This window comes from Microbacterium sp. 1.5R (genome assembly GCF_001889265.1).
Lineage (GTDB): Bacteria > Actinomycetota > Actinomycetes > Actinomycetales > Microbacteriaceae > Microbacterium.
This window is the reverse complement of record NZ_CP018151.1, coordinates 2,866,706-2,881,150: the sequence shown is the minus strand read 5'-3', so window position 1 is coordinate 2,881,150 and position 14,445 is coordinate 2,866,706. Positions and strand designations below refer to the sequence as shown.

The 14,445-nt window shown below is 69.1% G+C and carries 20 protein-coding genes; 6 read left to right on the top strand and 14 right to left on the bottom strand.

Translation table 11 applies throughout. The features are described 5' to 3' along the window. Window positions 1-2: 2 nt before the first annotated feature. Together BMW26_RS13860 and BMW26_RS13855 are read right to left on the bottom strand one after the other, a co-directional pair. Entirely contained in the window at window positions 3-827 is an 825-nt protein-coding gene (locus tag BMW26_RS13860; protein ID WP_072591756.1) for a CPBP family intramembrane glutamic endopeptidase, read from the bottom strand. A gap of 62 nt (window positions 828-889) precedes the next feature. Next, a complete protein-coding gene (locus BMW26_RS13855; protein WP_072591755.1) occupies window positions 890-1,327 on the bottom strand; it encodes an SRPBCC family protein in 438 nt (145 codons plus the stop codon). A gap of 175 nt (window positions 1,328-1,502) precedes the next feature. On the opposite strand from BMW26_RS13855, the gene BMW26_RS13850 reads away from it, so the two are divergent. Together BMW26_RS13850 and BMW26_RS17645 are read left to right on the top strand one after the other, a co-directional pair. Beyond that, the gene (locus tag BMW26_RS13850) at window positions 1,503-2,861 is read left to right on the top strand and encodes a cytochrome P450 (protein WP_072591754.1); all 1,359 of its coding nucleotides are present in this window, start codon (window positions 1,503-1,505) and stop codon (window positions 2,859-2,861) included. 89 nt (window positions 2,862-2,950) lie between these two features. After that, the gene (locus tag BMW26_RS17645) at window positions 2,951-3,112 is read left to right on the top strand and encodes a hypothetical protein (protein WP_157557439.1); all 162 of its coding nucleotides are present in this window, start codon (window positions 2,951-2,953) and stop codon (window positions 3,110-3,112) included. Window positions 3,113-3,227: 115 nt separating this feature from the next. Here the strand turns inward: BMW26_RS17645 and BMW26_RS13845 are convergent, their stop codons facing one another. Further along, window positions 3,228-4,208, bottom strand: a complete 981-nt coding sequence (locus tag BMW26_RS13845) for a cation transporter (RefSeq protein WP_072591753.1) — start codon at window positions 4,206-4,208, stop codon at window positions 3,228-3,230. Further along, entirely contained in the window at window positions 4,205-4,696 is a 492-nt protein-coding gene (locus BMW26_RS13840) for a hypothetical protein (RefSeq protein ID WP_072591752.1), read from the bottom strand. The genes BMW26_RS13845 and BMW26_RS13840 overlap by 4 nt, the downstream gene beginning before the upstream one ends. A gap of 139 nt (window positions 4,697-4,835) precedes the next feature. Between BMW26_RS13840 and BMW26_RS13835 the strand changes: the two genes are divergently transcribed. After that, entirely contained in the window at window positions 4,836-6,119 is a 1,284-nt protein-coding gene (locus BMW26_RS13835; protein ID WP_053097619.1) for a hypothetical protein, read from the top strand. A 350-nt stretch (window positions 6,120-6,469) separates the two neighbouring features. On the opposite strand, the gene BMW26_RS13830 is transcribed toward BMW26_RS13835, so the two are convergent. The 7 genes from BMW26_RS13830 to BMW26_RS17785 form a co-directional block, all read right to left on the bottom strand. Next, window positions 6,470-7,027 (bottom strand): hypothetical protein, encoded by a 558-nt coding sequence (locus BMW26_RS13830; protein ID WP_072591751.1) that lies wholly within the window; start codon window positions 7,025-7,027, stop codon window positions 6,470-6,472. After that, window positions 7,024-7,725: a hypothetical protein gene (locus tag BMW26_RS13825; protein WP_072591750.1), complete on the bottom strand. Its 702-nt coding sequence runs from the start codon at window positions 7,723-7,725 to the stop codon at window positions 7,024-7,026. Before BMW26_RS13825 ends, BMW26_RS13830 begins: the two co-directional genes overlap by 4 nt. Window positions 7,726-7,762: 37 nt before the next feature. Then, window positions 7,763-8,545: an endo alpha-1,4 polygalactosaminidase gene (locus BMW26_RS13820; RefSeq protein ID WP_442922969.1), complete on the bottom strand. Its 783-nt coding sequence runs from the start codon at window positions 8,543-8,545 to the stop codon at window positions 7,763-7,765. Window positions 8,546-8,577: 32 nt separating this feature from the next. Further along, entirely contained in the window at window positions 8,578-9,273 is a 696-nt protein-coding gene (locus tag BMW26_RS13815; protein ID WP_072591748.1) for a DUF899 family protein, read from the bottom strand. Window positions 9,274-9,334: 61 nt separating this feature from the next. After that, window positions 9,335-10,741 carry an MFS transporter gene (locus BMW26_RS13810; RefSeq protein ID WP_072591747.1) on the bottom strand — a complete coding sequence of 469 codons (1,407 nt, stop codon included), beginning with the start codon at window positions 10,739-10,741 and terminating at the stop codon, window positions 9,335-9,337. Window positions 10,742-10,779: 38 nt separating this feature from the next. Continuing rightward, window positions 10,780-11,850, bottom strand: coding sequence for a carboxylate-amine ligase (locus BMW26_RS13805; RefSeq protein WP_072591746.1), 1,071 nt, complete (start codon window positions 11,848-11,850; stop codon window positions 10,780-10,782). Between the two features lie 10 nt (window positions 11,851-11,860). Continuing rightward, complete coding sequence (locus BMW26_RS17785) at window positions 11,861-12,127, bottom strand: DUF7218 family protein (RefSeq protein ID WP_072591745.1); 267 nt, start codon at window positions 12,125-12,127, stop codon at window positions 11,861-11,863. A 123-nt stretch (window positions 12,128-12,250) separates the two neighbouring features. Between BMW26_RS17785 and BMW26_RS17780 the strand changes: the two genes are divergently transcribed. Continuing rightward, window positions 12,251-12,415 carry a hypothetical protein gene (locus tag BMW26_RS17780; protein WP_167347464.1) on the top strand — a complete coding sequence of 55 codons (165 nt, stop codon included), beginning with the start codon at window positions 12,251-12,253 and terminating at the stop codon, window positions 12,413-12,415. A 47-nt stretch (window positions 12,416-12,462) separates the two neighbouring features. Here BMW26_RS17780 and BMW26_RS13795 read toward each other — a convergent pair whose 3' ends face one another. Both BMW26_RS13795 and BMW26_RS17945 read right to left on the bottom strand, forming a co-directional pair. Continuing rightward, window positions 12,463-12,669 carry a CsbD family protein gene (locus tag BMW26_RS13795; RefSeq protein ID WP_053097611.1) on the bottom strand — a complete coding sequence of 69 codons (207 nt, stop codon included), beginning with the start codon at window positions 12,667-12,669 and terminating at the stop codon, window positions 12,463-12,465. A 167-nt stretch (window positions 12,670-12,836) separates the two neighbouring features. Continuing rightward, the gene (locus tag BMW26_RS17945; protein ID WP_232224473.1) at window positions 12,837-13,097 is read right to left on the bottom strand and encodes a hypothetical protein; all 261 of its coding nucleotides are present in this window, start codon (window positions 13,095-13,097) and stop codon (window positions 12,837-12,839) included. Between BMW26_RS17945 and BMW26_RS17940 the strand changes: the two genes are divergently transcribed. After that, complete coding sequence (locus BMW26_RS17940; RefSeq protein WP_232224472.1) at window positions 13,096-13,275, top strand: hypothetical protein; 180 nt, start codon at window positions 13,096-13,098, stop codon at window positions 13,273-13,275. The genes BMW26_RS17945 and BMW26_RS17940 overlap by 2 nt on opposite strands. A gap of 24 nt (window positions 13,276-13,299) precedes the next feature. On the opposite strand, the gene BMW26_RS13785 is transcribed toward BMW26_RS17940, so the two are convergent. Further along, complete coding sequence (locus BMW26_RS13785) at window positions 13,300-13,662, bottom strand: hypothetical protein (RefSeq protein WP_232224471.1); 363 nt, start codon at window positions 13,660-13,662, stop codon at window positions 13,300-13,302. Between the two features lie 296 nt (window positions 13,663-13,958). Here BMW26_RS13785 and BMW26_RS13780 point away from each other — a divergent pair, with 296 nt between their 5' ends. Beyond that, window positions 13,959-14,444, top strand: a complete 486-nt coding sequence (locus BMW26_RS13780; RefSeq protein ID WP_072591743.1) for an FBP domain-containing protein — start codon at window positions 13,959-13,961, stop codon at window positions 14,442-14,444. Window position 14,445: the final 1 nt, after the last annotated feature.

Sequence of the window (14,445 nt, the reverse complement as noted above, 5' to 3'; positions counted from 1 at the left end):
GGTCAGGCGGCGGCCCCGACACCCGGGGCCGCCGCCTGCGTCTGCTCGACGCGACCGCGGATGAAGAACAGGCAGATCACGCCGACGACGATCACCACGATGTTGCCGAGGTTCGCGATTGAGCCGAACGCGCTCTCCGCCGGGTACGCCGTGTGCAGGAAGATGCTCGGGTCGGTGCTGGCGTGCAGCAGGATCGGCGCGACGATGGTCCCGGTCACGCGCATCGCGAGGTACATGCAGATGCCGAACGCGAAGGTGTAGGCCAGCTGGATGAGGGTCGCGAACAGGGACTGGCCGGTGAGCAGATTGCCGGCGTGGAGCAGGGCGAACAGGGCCGAGGAGATCACCGCGACGACGAGCTCACGCTGACCCGCCTTGCGCAGCAGGTTCACCACGAGGCCGCGCGTCAGCACCTCCTCGGCGAAGCCGATGAACAGTCCGGCGAGGAGCCAGGTCGCGACGACCTCGAATCCGGCCGCTCCGTAGTCGATGGCGAACAGGTGGAGCACGTTGAAGAGGAGCACGACGGCGACCGCGATCCACATCCATCCGCGTCCGCGGATCGGCTGCGGACGGAAGATCTCACCCAGCCAGCCGACGGATGCCGCGAAGCCGATGAGCAGCAGGCAGCCGACGAGAACCGGGATCGCGTAGAACACGAGGATCCCCGCCGCGCTCTGCGGATCCTCGATCTGAGCCGCGAACGGGGTCAACAGCAGCGACAGCCCGTTGTAGAGCACGAAGTAGACGACCACGAGGATGACGGCCCGCCACCAGCCGCCCTGTTCCCAGAAGCGTCGCCAGGCGGACTGCGTCACATCGGTCATCGTGCATCCCTCCGCATCCGCGGAGGTCGCGGCTCACGACCCAATATATGGGCAGGAGCGGGTCAGGACGCACGCCCCTCTGCGAGGTAGGCGAGGCGGTGCAGGGTCTCGGAATTGCGCCAGCGCAGCAGGGGAGCGGTCACCAGACCGGGCAGCAGCGTGGCGGGGCCGTTCACGGGTTCCTCGTCGATGCGCACCATCGTGCCGCCGTCATACGACCGCACCCGCAGAGTGACGCGGGCCTCGCCGATCGGCCAACCCTTCGCGCGCATGACCATGCGGTTCGGCGGCGACCATTCCTCCACCACGGTCGTGTCGTCGAGCAGAGCGGGCCAGACGCCGACCGAGTGATGCAGCTCAGCGCCCGGCTGCGGCCACGACTCATCGACGTCGCGCATGCGCGAGGCGCCCACGACCCACGCCGGGTACAGCCAACCGTTGCCCAGCACCCGGAAGACATCGTCGGGCTGACAGTCCATCGTGCGCACGTTCTTCGCCATGTCGGAACTCCTCTCGCGTCGTGACGATGATCGCGTGGCTTCCGATTCGCAGACAGGGGGTTGACGACCGCGCGTGGCGGAGTGCGGGTCGCGCGGCACGAGTGGGGCACTAGCACAGAGGCCCCGCTCGCGCCTCCCCCTGGTTCGGCGACCACGTCTCTGCGAGCGTCGCAGCATGGCACTCATCGACATCCCCGCGCGTGCGGCGCGAAAGCTCGGCGCACTGGCACAGGACGACGCTCCCACCCTGCTGACCCGCGGCTACGGGTTCGGGGCGCGGATCTGGCGACGGGTGCCGCCGGGTGCGAGATCGGCGCCGATGCGGCTGCTCGGCAGTGACGCGGTCTTCGTCAGGGGAGTGGAGGGGGTCGAGCTCTTCTACGACGAGACCCGCATCGCGCGCTCCGGAGCCATGCCCGCGATCGTGCAGGAGAGCCTGTTCGGGCACGGCTCCGTGCACAGCCTCGACGGCACAGCCCACCGGCACCGCAAAGCAGCCTTCGTCGGCGCCCTCTATGAGGACGAGCAGGTCGCACGACTCACGCCCTGGCTCGAGCGCGAATGGCAGAGCGAGCGCCGGGCGTGGCTCGACGGCGGCACCCGCAGCGCCTACGACGCGGCCGTCGGCGCGCTGGGCCGGGCGATCATGGGCTGGGCGGGTGTGCCGGGCACGCCGGCGGCCCAGACCCGATGGGCGGCGCGGCTCGCCCAGATCGTCGACGGCTTCGGCTCGCCGTACTCGCCGGTGTACATCGCCGCCCTGGCGAACCGGTGGTGGTCGGACCGTCATTCCGCTCGGCTCATCGAGGCGGTGCGGCACGGCTCGCTGCGCGCCGTATCGGGCACGGCGCTCGAGGTGTGGGCGCATCACCGCGACGAGGACGGCGAGCTGCTCCCGGCGCGCGTCGCCGGTGTCGAGCTGCAGAACAGCATCCGTCCGATGATCGCAGTCGCCCGGTTCGTGGCCTTCGCCGCGAAGGAGCTGCACGAGCGTCCCGACTGGCGCGAGCGCATCGCGGCCGAGGCCGTCGAGCGCGGGTCGGTCGTCGGCGGACCGCTGTCGATCATGTTCGCGCAGGAGATCCGTCGCACCTCTCCCTTCGTGCCGATGCTTCCCGGTTGGGCCACCGCGGACATCGAGATCGACGGTCAGACGGTGGATGCCGGAGGACGCGTCGTCCTCGACCTGCAGGGCACCAACACGGACGACCGCTTCTGGGCGCGCCCCCAGCGGTTCGACCCCGAGCGCTTCCGCGACATCGAGGACTACGAAGCGCTCGCCGCATTCGTTCCTCATGGTGGCGCCGACGTCCCGACGGGTCACCGCTGCCCGGGCGAGAAGCTCGCGATCGCAGGGCTGGCCGCGGCGATCACGGTGCTCAGCGACCCCGACCTGCGGATCCTCGACGAAGGGCTCGACGTCGACCGGCGTCGGCTGCCCACCAAGCCGCGGTCCGGCGGTGCGGTGCGCTCGGCGGCATCCGTATCGGCATCGCCATCGGCACCCGCGTCCCGTGGGTGCCCCTTCCACTGAGTGGGTGAGCGCGTTCTGTCAAGGGGCGCGCATCGGCTGTTCCGCCTCGGCATGCTGACCGGACTGCGCACACCGACGAAGGGAGCACTATGTCAGACATCGAATCCACCCCCGACGGCGGGCGATCCGAGGCGGACGAGACGCCGATGATCCCCGACGAGCTCGCGCCGCGTCAGCAGTCCGAGGACCCGGTCCCGAACGATCCGGACGCCGCGGGCTCGGAGGACGGCGACGACGAGGACGACATCTGACGCCTGCCGAGAGCGGCCGGTCGCCCCGAGCGACCGGCTACGGCGCCCGCCGCACGGACTCCCCCTAACTGGTGCGGTGGGCGTCCTGCCGTCCGGGGTCTCGCTCCGAGCGAGGTCAGTCACGGCCCGAGGTGTCGACGCCCTGGGGGAGCTCCTCCACCGGGACGACGACCACATCCTGCACCTTCCAGTCGAGGTCGGTGATGCGCGTCGCGAGGTCGGTGACGTCGCCCATCGACACCTTTCCGCGATGCGGCACGACGAACGCCTCGATGTGGAAGACCTGCCCCTGATCCCGCATCCGCACTCCCGCCTCCGTGACCCAGGGGCGGGAGCGCATGGTCGAGATCACGTCACCGGCGAGCGGATGCGGGTGCTTGCTGTCGTACGTCCTGGCGCGCTGGTCCATGAGATCGATCACGGCGGTCTTGGTGTTGCGCCAGCCGTCCCACACGATCCCGAGCGAGATCACGAGAGCCGCAGCGCCGTCGAGCCACCACACGCCGGCACCCACACCGAGCACGCCGACGATCGAGGCGACCGTGGTCTGCCAGTCGGCCTTGGCCATGTCGGCGTCGGCGAAGAGCAGCTTGTTGTGAAGCACGGGCGCGAGCTTCGCCTTCGCCGGTCCGTAGAAGAACACCGGGCCGACGATGACCACGGCCATCACGGCGACCATCAGCCAGCCGAGCCAGATCGTCTGCCCGAACAGCTGCACCGTGCCGATGGTCGGGTGCTCGCGGGCGATGAGCCCGGTCACCGCTTCGACCGCCAGATTGAGTCCGACCGCCAGCAGGGCGACGCCCGCCACGAGGTGTCCGATTCCCATCACGCGGTGCAGGCCGTAGGGATGCTTGACCGAGGGGCGCTTGCGGATGAAGATCAGCGCGACGAGGAAGGCGATCTGCGGGATCAGCGACAGCATGTCCTCGATCCACGCGGTGCGCATCGCCTGCGAGTTGCCGACGACCAGGGCGATCACCGCGATCGTCACCGACGTGTAGGCGATGGTGAACCATTCCCACCCGATCGCTCGGCGGAGCGCTGCGCGCTGCTCGTCCGGCAGCTCGGTGCGGCCGATCCGCTGCACGGTCATCGCGACCCCACCGCCTCGTCGAGGTGACGTTCGAGAGCGCTGAGGAACGCGTTCTCGCCGAGCGGCACGAGCATCACGATCTCGCGACCGTCGGCCCCGTCGATCTCGGGATAGCCGCGGGTGACCCCGGCCTTGTCGATCCAGGGGGTGTCAGAGGTGAAGCCGCCCGCCACGAGATCGAGGTCGCCGCGCTCCAGCATCCCGACCAGCGTCTCCTCCGACCCGTAGGTCCAGTCGATGTCGGCGTCGATGCTGTCGGCGAAGCCTGTCACGAGGTCGGGGATGCTTCCTGTGGGGGTGTCCCGATCGGTGTCGACCAGCCCGGGATCGGCCGAGACGCCGACCCTCAGGTCAGCGCCGGTCGCCGACGCGAGAGTGCCGTCCGGGTCGGCCGGGATGGTCAGGCCGCAGCCCGAGAGTGCGGCGGCGAGCAGCAGCGCCACCGCGGCCGAGACCGCGCGGCGGGGAGTCCACGTCGATGCGTTCACGACGCCATGGTGCCCCCGCAGGGCGGCGGGCGGGAACCGGGTTGACGCTCGATGTGCCGCGGAGTATGCCGCTGGCGTGAGCCGAGGTCGGTGTCCTCATGCCGCTCGACGACGGTGATCCACCGGTACGGTAGGGCACATGTCACAGGCCCTCCGCACGTTCGGGCGCATCCTCGCCCGACACTGGCCTGCGCTCATGGCCTGGTATCTCGGGGGCGAGGCGCTGCATCGCGTACTGATCGAGCTCGCCGGCTTCGTCGGCGGTCACACCACGCTCGGGGGCCTGCTGCTGCTGCCGCTGGCGGTCGCCGCCCGACTCGTCGCGTACGTCGCGATGTATCTCACTGTGCGCCCCTCCTTGCCGCACAGCCGGAGGGAGGATGCCGGCGGCCTCCGCGAGTTCGCCTCCGCGACTCTCGCCGCGATCCTGCCGTTCTTCGCCTTCTACACCGCGTGGGGTCTGCTCGATGCCGACCAGATCGAGTTCTTCCAGATCGCGAGCGCGATCGCGCTGGCCGATTCCGGGTACGACCTCGTCCAGATGGGCGATCGCGGTGGTGTCATCGCGGTCGGCGTGCTGCCGGTGACGGTGCTCGTGATCGCGTTGATCGCACGACTGCTCTTCACGCGCTTCGCCGACCGGCTGCCGCGGTGGACGATCATCCTGGCCACCTATGCCGAGGTGCTGTGGACCTTCATGCTCTTCACACTCGTCGCACGGTGGTGGGTCAGCGTCCTGGACTGGTTCGGTGAACGAGAGGCGGCCGGGTGGCTGCAGAGCCTCGGCGACTGGTTCTCGGTGAACATCGAACCCATCGCCGCCGTATGGGAAGGGGCGACCTGGCTGGCCGGAATCCTCGTCGCCGCACTCCTCGTCCCCGCGGCCTGGCTCACGGTCGCCGGTGTGATCTTCGGCACGACCTTCGACTCGACTCCGCCGTTCGCACGCGTCGGCGGGGGAGCGGCGCGAGGGGCGGCCCTGAGCATCGCGCGCACGCTGGTGATGCGACTCGAAGGCCTCTGGGCTGCCGTCGCGGTGATCTGGCGTGGCGGGCCATTGCTCTTCGGCGTCTACGCACTGGCCTACGCCGCGTGGGGCTTCGCCGAGCAGGCGGGCACCCGGGGAGTCCTGCTGCTGATCGGGGGCCACGAATCGTCGTTCTGGGCGGGGTTCTTCCCGCTCGTCACCGTCGCCATCGGTGCCGTCGCCGAACCGCTCAGGGTGGCGATCGTCGCCACGGCCTATGACGCCGTCATCGGCCGCCCCCGGTCTGGCCTCGACACCCGCCCGTCAGGGCTCGATACGGAAGCGGGCGAGGTCGTCGTCACTGCCCTCGATGTCGAGCAGGAACGGGCCATCGGCGTCGTCGGGAAGCAGGAAGGTCAGCAGGATGCGGTACGACGCCGGCTCGGCGATGCATGAGCTCTCGCCCTCGTCGTAGGGCACATCGAGGTCTGCGCGAGAGCTGAGCCAGGTGCGATCGGCGTCGATCTCTGTGAGCGTCGTCTGTCCGCAGAGCGATGCCGCGGATCCGCCGCTCGACGACAGTCGGACGCTGAGGGTGCGGGTCCCCGCAGGCGCCTCGAACTCCGCCCATTCCGTGGGCCCGAGCGTGAGGGTCTGTCCGGCGATGTCGACCGTCGTGTCGGCGTCGATCACCCGATCCGTCGGCCGGATGCTCGGCGCGATGTCGAGCCATGCCGTGGCGCTGACCATCGCGACGGCCGCGATCGCCACCGCGATCAGCCCGGTCCGCTGCGTCCGCCACCAGCTCATGGGATCCGCAGTTCGGGGTCATCGAGCTCGAGACTCGGCGTGCGAGGAAGGTCGTCCAGTTCGACCGCGATCGCGATCACGTCGTCGAGCTCGGCGGTGAAGTACGAGGAGATGAGACGCAGGTCCGCCTGCCCCGATGTCAGATCCGGTGGCAGCTCGAAGGCCAGCGTCCCGACCGTGTCGATGCCGAGTCGCAGCGGGGTCGACATCAGCGTCGCGTCGGGTCGCTCGCTGGCCTGGAACACGCGATCGTCGATCGTCAGCGTCGCGAGCTGGATGGCGGCATCCACCTCCGTGCGGGGCGCCGAGGCGATCACCGTCACGACGAGCCAGTTCCCCTCCGCGCTCCAGTCGCCACCGGACACCGCCACCTGGTCCGCGAACGTCGCGTCCGTCGCTGCCGCGATCAGAGTGCGGGATTCGACGGGGTCGCCGAAGGCGCCACGCACGACGGTCGGACCGATGACGTCGTCATCGGTCGGGGTGACGGCGGTCAGCACGCCGGCCGCGACCACCAGCGCAGCGCCGACCAGCCAGGGGGTCGCGCGTCTCATCGTGTCTCCTGGGCGGTGACCGAGATGCGTGCGCTGAGGGCGGCAGGGCGCCACGTGACCGCTCGTGAGGAGAGGATCACCGCTCCACGCTGGATCTGCACCTCGTGCACGTCGAGCGCGACGGAACCGTCGAGGAACGCGTCCTCGGGTATGGTCCAGGCGAAGGTCACCTGGCTGGGGACGCCCGGCTGCAGGATGACCTGGCCGGATGACCCGTCCGCTCGCCAGACCGCCACCGAGTCACTCGCGGGGACGCCTGCGAGGTCGAGAAGCGGACGGCCGGTGTTCACGAACCCGGTGCTTATGCGGTCGACGGTGGTGCCGACTCCGATCGGAGCATCCGAGAGATTCTCCATACGCGTGCTCATCACGAGCAGCTTCTCGCCGGGCTCCGCCTCGAGATACTCCGACTCGACCTCGGTGACGAACTCGGCGTCGAGCACGGTGATCGCGTACTGCGAGGTGCGCACCTCCTCATCCGCGCCGCGCAGCGTCGGCGAAGCCTCTGCACGGGCGAACCCGCCCATCGCCGCGACGACGATGGCCACGGCGGCGACCGCGACTGCGGCGAACCAGATCCATCGGGGCAGCTCGGCGATCCCGCGCGTCCACCGGGAGGCAGCGTGCCGCACGACCTGCGCGGGCGCCGGGCGCGAGGCCGCAGGCGTGGCGCCACCGTGATCCCCCGTCATGCTCACGGGGCCAGCATATCGATGTGCATTGCTGAGGCGACGGTCAGCGATCGCAGGTCTCGAACACGTACCCGTCGTCTGACGGCGTGACGAGGTCGCGGTCTCGCAGCACCATCGACGAGGGGGCGTCGTCGTCGGCGCACATCTCGTCGAACGACCGCGGCAGCTCGTCGGAGTACTCGATGTCGATCACGGCGTCTCCGTAGACGTCGGTGAACGCCCCGCACTCGTCGAAGACGCTGCACTCCTCGACGACGGCGAAGTCGAATCCTGCGCGCTCGCGCAGCACCGGTGCGTCTTCGGCGGCGTTCTTCTGCCCGGCTGCGAGTCCGGAGTCGTGGGCGACGTCGACCAGCAGCGCCGCGAGGGCGAGGTTGTCGTCGAGAGTGAGCGCGTCGTCCGAGCGGGTGTACGAGTCGAGGTTGTCGAACTCGACCGCGTCGAATCCCGACTCGGCGCACCCCTCGATCCACGGTCCGGCGATCTCGGCGATGCGCTCGCGGCGCTCGTCCGTCGACGTGTCGAGCAGAGCCTCATCGGGCCAATCGGGGTCGAACACCGGCTCGCCGTCGCTTTGCAGCACGAGGTCGTCGGGCCAGGTGTCGAGCTCGCCCGGCTGGGTCTGGAATCCGTTCACATAGCAGACCGAGTACAGCCCGTCGGCGGGCACATCCGAGCGGTCCCGGCCGACGATGCCGACTCCGTCGGCGGGGTCGTAGCCGCCGCCGAGCTGATAGTCGGGGGTCGCTCCCGCGGGGGGAAGGGCGAACTGCGCCGGAGGGTCGGAGATGGTCGTGACGCACCCTGTGAGCGTGAGGACCAGCACGGCGATGGCGGCGACCTCGACCGTGGCGCGCCTCAGCTGCCGGCCCCGTACAGTGCGGCGATCTCTTTCGAACCCATCCCTTGAGAATACGTCTCATGCTGGGGCCAGCCGGCGGGGGAGTCCTCCCACTCCTCCTGTCGGCCGAAGGGCAGCAGATCGACGAGACCCTGCAGCTGGCTCATGCGCTCGGTGCCACGGCCGTTCGTGTGCCACGTGCGATAGACCGTGTCGCCGTCGCGGAGCAGCACGTTCACGCCGAAGCCCTCGTTCGGACCGGCGTCCATGTCGGCACCGAAGGTGCTGTCGGCGCTCGAATACCAGGTCATGCGGTTGCCCACCCTGTCGCGGTAGGCCAGTGCCTCATCGATCGGTCCGTTCGTCACGATCACGAAGCGGGCGTCGTAGTAGCGCTCGAGGAAGTCGAGGCGGGTGAACTGCGACGTGAAGCCGGTGCAGCCGGGGCATTGCCACTCATTGCCGTCGGTCCACATGTGGTTGTAGACGATGAGCTGGCGGTGCTCGCCGAAGATCTCGGGCAGCCGCACCGGCCCGTCTTCGCCGACGAGCGTGTAGTCGGGCAGCTCGACCATCGGCAGTCGTCGTCGTTGTGCCGCGATCGCATCGAGTTCTCGCGTCGCCGCCTTCTCACGCACGCGCAGTGCGTCGAGCTCGCGACGCCACGTGTCAACGTCGACGACGGGCGGAAGGGGCGTCTGGGGCGTGCTCACGGTGGACCTCCGGGTGCTCGGTAGGACGATGCCCCCAGTGTGCGCCCGACCACCGACATCGTCAACCGATCGGCGAGGGTGCCCCGTCGACGGCCGGAGCCTCGGCCTCCTCGGCCGGATTGCGGCGGATGCCGATCCACGACACCACACCGCCGAGCACGAGCAGCGCGGCGGTGACCCAGGCCGCGTTGTGGAAGCCCGCGAGATCGAGCGTGCCGCCGATGATGGTCGACAGCATCGCGACGACGAGCAGCCCGGCGACGCGGGAGACCGCGTTGTTGACCGCGGAGGCGATGCCCGAGCGGGATTCGTCGATGGCGCCGAGGATCGCCGAGGTGAGCGGAGCCACGGTGAGCGAGAGCCCGAGGCCGAGCACGATCATCGCCGGCAATACCTGCCACCAGTAGTCGAAGTCCTCGCGGACGAGCAGCAGCATCAGCGCGCCGACCGCCATGATGAGCGGACCGACGGTCATGAAGATGCGGGGCCCGAAACGACCGGCCCAGGATCCGGCGCGCGAGCTGACGAGGATCATCAGGATCGTCATCGGCAGGCTCGCGAGGCCGGCCGCCGTGGCACTGAGACCTGCGCCCTGCTGCAGGTAGACGCCGACGACGAAGCCGTTGAGCGACAGTGCGGCGTAGACGAAGAGGGTGGCGAGGTTGCCCCAGGCGAAGTCGCGCACCCGGAACAGCGACAGCGGCATCAGCGGCGAGGCCGAGCGCTGCTGGCGTACGAGGAACCAGGCGAACAGCGCCGCTCCGGCGACGCCGGGCATCCAGATCGCAGGGGACTGCCACCCGAGGTTCGGCTGCTCGATCAGCGCGAAGACCACAGCGCCCAGACCGATCGCGCACAGCGCACCGCTGAGCCAGTCGACCCGCACACCGCTGGGGTGCTCCTTCAGCTTCAGGCGCGAGAGCAGCACGAGCGTGACGGCGATCGGCACCACGTTGATGAGGAAGACGAATCTCCACGAGAGGAAGTCGACGAAGAGCCCGCCCAGCAGGGGGCCGACCAGCTGTGCCGCCGTCGTGAACGCGGTCCAGACGCCGATCGCCCGCGACTGCACGTCGGCGCGCATGGTCGCCGTGATCAGCGCGAGCGAGCTGGGCACGAGCAGCGCACCCGCTGCGCCCTGCGCCGCGCGCGCGATGATCAGGATGAGGGGATCGGGTGCGGCGGCCACCGCGACGGATGCCACGCCGAAGGCGATCAGGCCGATGCGCATGACGAGCACCCGGCCGTAGGCGTCCGACAGCGACCCCGCGAGCAGGATCAGCGCGCTGAGAGTGATGAGGTACGCGTCGACCACCCACTGCTGAGTGGTGATGCCGCCGCCGAGCTCTCGGCTGATCGCGGGCAGGGCGACGGTCACCACGGTGCCGTCGAGGAAGGTCACGAAGGACGCGAGGACGGCGACGGATATCACGAGCCGCTGCAGCGGCGCGAAGCGAGAGGATGCCACACGGCGACACTACTGCCGCCGGGAGACCTCCGGGGCGGTCAGCGGGTCGCGGTGCTCGTCCGATACAGCTCGCGGAGTCCGGCGGCGCCGTCATCCGCGTAGGCGCGGTGCTGGCGCTGGGCGCCGGTGCCCTCGGATCGGAGGCGGGCGAGGCCGTCGACCACGAAATCGTCGTCGCCGAGCTGGGCGAGCGCCGGGCGCAGCCGTTCGAGCAGCCGGTCGGCGATCGTCCAGGCCGGTTCGATCGATTCGTCCACCGGGTCGACGAGGCGAGCATCCGTGCCGTATCTGGCCGCGGTCCACAGCGAGGCGTCGATCGCGTCGAGGCTCAGACCGTGACAGTCGTCGAGGGCGTCGCTCACCAGCAGCGCGCGAGTCAGGGCCACGGCGAGCAGCGTGTCGTCGACCGTCAGCTGCGCATCGAAGACGCGCACCTCGACGGTGGGGAACCTCTCGGACAGGCGGACGGTCCATGACAGCGAGCTGGCTTCGGCGATGGCCCCCATCGAGACCAGCTGATCAACGTGCGAGCGGTAGTCGCTCATATCGTGGAAGAGAGGAGGACTCCACGAGGCAGGAAGTCGACGGATCAGGATGCTGCGCCAACTCGCGTAGCCCGAATCCCGCCCGTGCGCGAACGGCGCATTGCCGGTGATGGCGAGCAACGGAGGCAACCAGGCCCGCACGCGGTTGACCACGCGGACGCGCTCCTCCTCGTCCGGCACCTCGACGTGGATGTGCAGGCCGTTGACCTCGTGCTCACGCGTGATCTCGACGAGCTGGGCGGACACCGCGTCGTAGTGGGGCGACGACGAGACCACGAGGCGGTTGGGCGAGATGAAGGGGGTGCCGGAGGCGGCCACGATCGATCCCTGCTTCGCAGCGACCTCGCCGAGAATCCCTCTCGTGCGACGCAGCTGCCCCTCGGCATCCGCTCGCGTGACGCACGGCTGGGTCGCCGACTCGAGCTGGCAGGTCAGATACTCAGGGGTGAGACCGGAGCCCGCCGCGTCGAGGATGCGCTCGCGCGTCTCGGGAGTCATGGCTGACGGCACGAGTGTCTGCTCGTCGAGGAGGACGAACTCCTCCTCGACACCGAACCGGGCCACAGACGCGGACCTAATGATCGCGCAGCGCCGAGATGAGCTCGGCCTTGCGCTTGCCGCTGTAATCGGTGAGGCCGATCTCCTTGGCGCGTTTGCGCAGTTCGTCGACGGTCCAGTCCTCGTAGTCGCCGTGCTCGCCGCCTCGGCGCCCGACCGTGCTGCGGCCGTCTCTGGCTGCGGCGTTCGAGATCCTGGCGGCCTTCTCCTTCGAGGCGCCGTCATCGCGGAGCTCTTCGTACAGCTCCGGATCCTTCAGTGAGTTGTTCCTGCGTCCTGGCATGTCGTCTGCTCCTCTCGCACGGCGGGAAGCCCCGCGTCAAGGCCCTCCGGTGACAGGCCCCGGGGGTCTAGGTTGAGTGACCGATGGGCGCACTCCCCCGCGCCCCCAAGAAGGGAAAGACCGATGAACATCCTGCTGATCATCATCATCGTGGTCGCCATCATCCTGGCGATCACCGGCGGGCTCGTGCAGTCCCTGCAGTTCCTCCTGTGGGTCGGCCTGGTGCTGCTGGCCATCGCGGTCATCGCCTGGTTGATCCGAGCGATCTCCGGCAGCCGCACCCGCTGATCCACGCAGTGAGGCCCGCTTCGGCGGGCCTCACTCCGTTTCAGGGATCAGTCCCGGGAAGCGTCCCGCAGACCGTCGCCGACGTTGTGTGCGGCGTCCTTGACGTTCTCTCCGGCCTGCTTGACCGAAGCCTTCGTCTGGTCGGCGCGACCCTCGGCTTCGAGGCTCTCGTTGTCGGTCGCCTTTCCGACGCCCTCCTTGATCTTTCCGCCGGCCTTCTCCGCTGCGTTCTTGATGTCGTCTGCTCCACTCATGGCGCGATTCCTTTCATCAGTCGATCAATGGATGTCCACCGTCGCACGGACCGAGAATCCTGCACACGGGATTGACAACCGCGGTCGGGCGTGACAGCGCCACCTCCCCGTCGACGCGGACGTCGGCGACGACTAGCCTGGCCCCAGGCGGGTGGTCCTGCCCGCTCTCACCTCGGCTGCGGTCGACGAAGGAAGCGGTAGAACATGGACTCGATGATGATGGGCGCCATGCGCTCGAACATGATGTCGATGCCCGACATGGCGACCATGGACATGTCGGTCATGCAGGCCTGCATGGACGCGTGCTCGGCCTGTGAGCAGGCGTGCACGGTGTGCTCGACGCAGATGATGGACTGCTCGCCGGCATGCATGAACTGCGCGGACATGTGCAACACCATGATGCGGTCGATGATGCGGATGCAGGGCATGACCCCTGCGTCGATGATGGCGATGCTCGACGCCTGCATCGCGATGTGTCAGACGTGCATGGACGAGTGCATGGCGCACGCCGACCACAGCGAGGTGTGCAAGATGTGCGCTCAGACCTGCAAGGACTGCATGGACGCGTGCATGGCCGTCAAGGACATGATGATGGCGACCGCCTGAGCGGCAGCGAGTCGCACGGCGCCCTCAGGAGAGCGCGACGTTGAACTGCGTGCGACCGACGGCCAGCACGCCGTAGCGCACGTGCAGCGCGATCGGCGTGCCCGCGGGAGCCTCGAGCGCTGCGCCGCCGCTGTTCCACAGTGCGTGAGTCGCCCCGTCGAGGGTGCGCACGGTCAGCTCGCCGGTCGCCGCATCGGCGTGCTCGACGATCGCGTCGGCCCACTCGGTCGGGGTCGCCGATGCGATGCGCGCCTGGATCAGGTGCAGCGCGTGACCCGCCTCGAACGAGGAGCATGCGAAGCCGTGGCGGCACATGCACGCAGAACGCTCACGCACCGAGAGGGGCGAAAGGCGGTTCAGCGGCGTGGACACGGTGGTCTCCTTCATGAGCGGACGTTCCGGCAAGAGTAGGTCGGCTGTGGCAGCGAGGAAACCCGAGCCGACATGCTCCGAAACAAACGGGCGTAGACTCTCGGGGTGCTGTTGTCGAAGAGCGCTCACCGGATTCCGGATCGAGCGCGGAATGGAGCCGTGGGCGCGTTCAGCGCCACGGACAGAGGCTGACGATCGGCCGGAGGCGGAACATCCCGTCCCCGGAACCACGTCGTGCCCGGCATTCGTGCGGATGCCGTCCTCCATTCCTCTTCCGCCGCCCTCTGCGGCCCACACGAAAGCACCGACCCATGCGTCCCATCGACGAGCGCACCCTGCGCGCCTCCTTCATCAACGCCTCCCGCAAGGAGGTCTCCGATCTCACCCTGCCCGCCGGCTTCGCCGACCTCGACGTCGAGAGGCTCGACTACCTCGGCTGGGTCGACCCCAAGCTCCCTCGACGTTCGTATGTCGTCGCCTGGGTCGATGACGTCCTCACCGGCGTGATCCTGCAGCGCGCCGAGCAGCGCGTCACAGCCAGAGCCCAGTGTTCCTGGTGCGAGGACGTCACCCTGCGCAACGACGTGCAGCTGTACGTCGCCCGCAAGGCGGGTCCGGCCGGCCGCAAGGGCGACAGCATCGGCACTCTCGTCTGCGCGGAGTTCGGATGCTCGCAGAACGTGCGCGTGCTGCCGCCGCTCGCGTACGAGGGGTACGACCGCGAACTCGCCCGCGAGATGCGCATCCTGAAGCTCCAGGAGCACGTGAGCGCGTTCATCGCGGGTGTGAAGGGCTGAC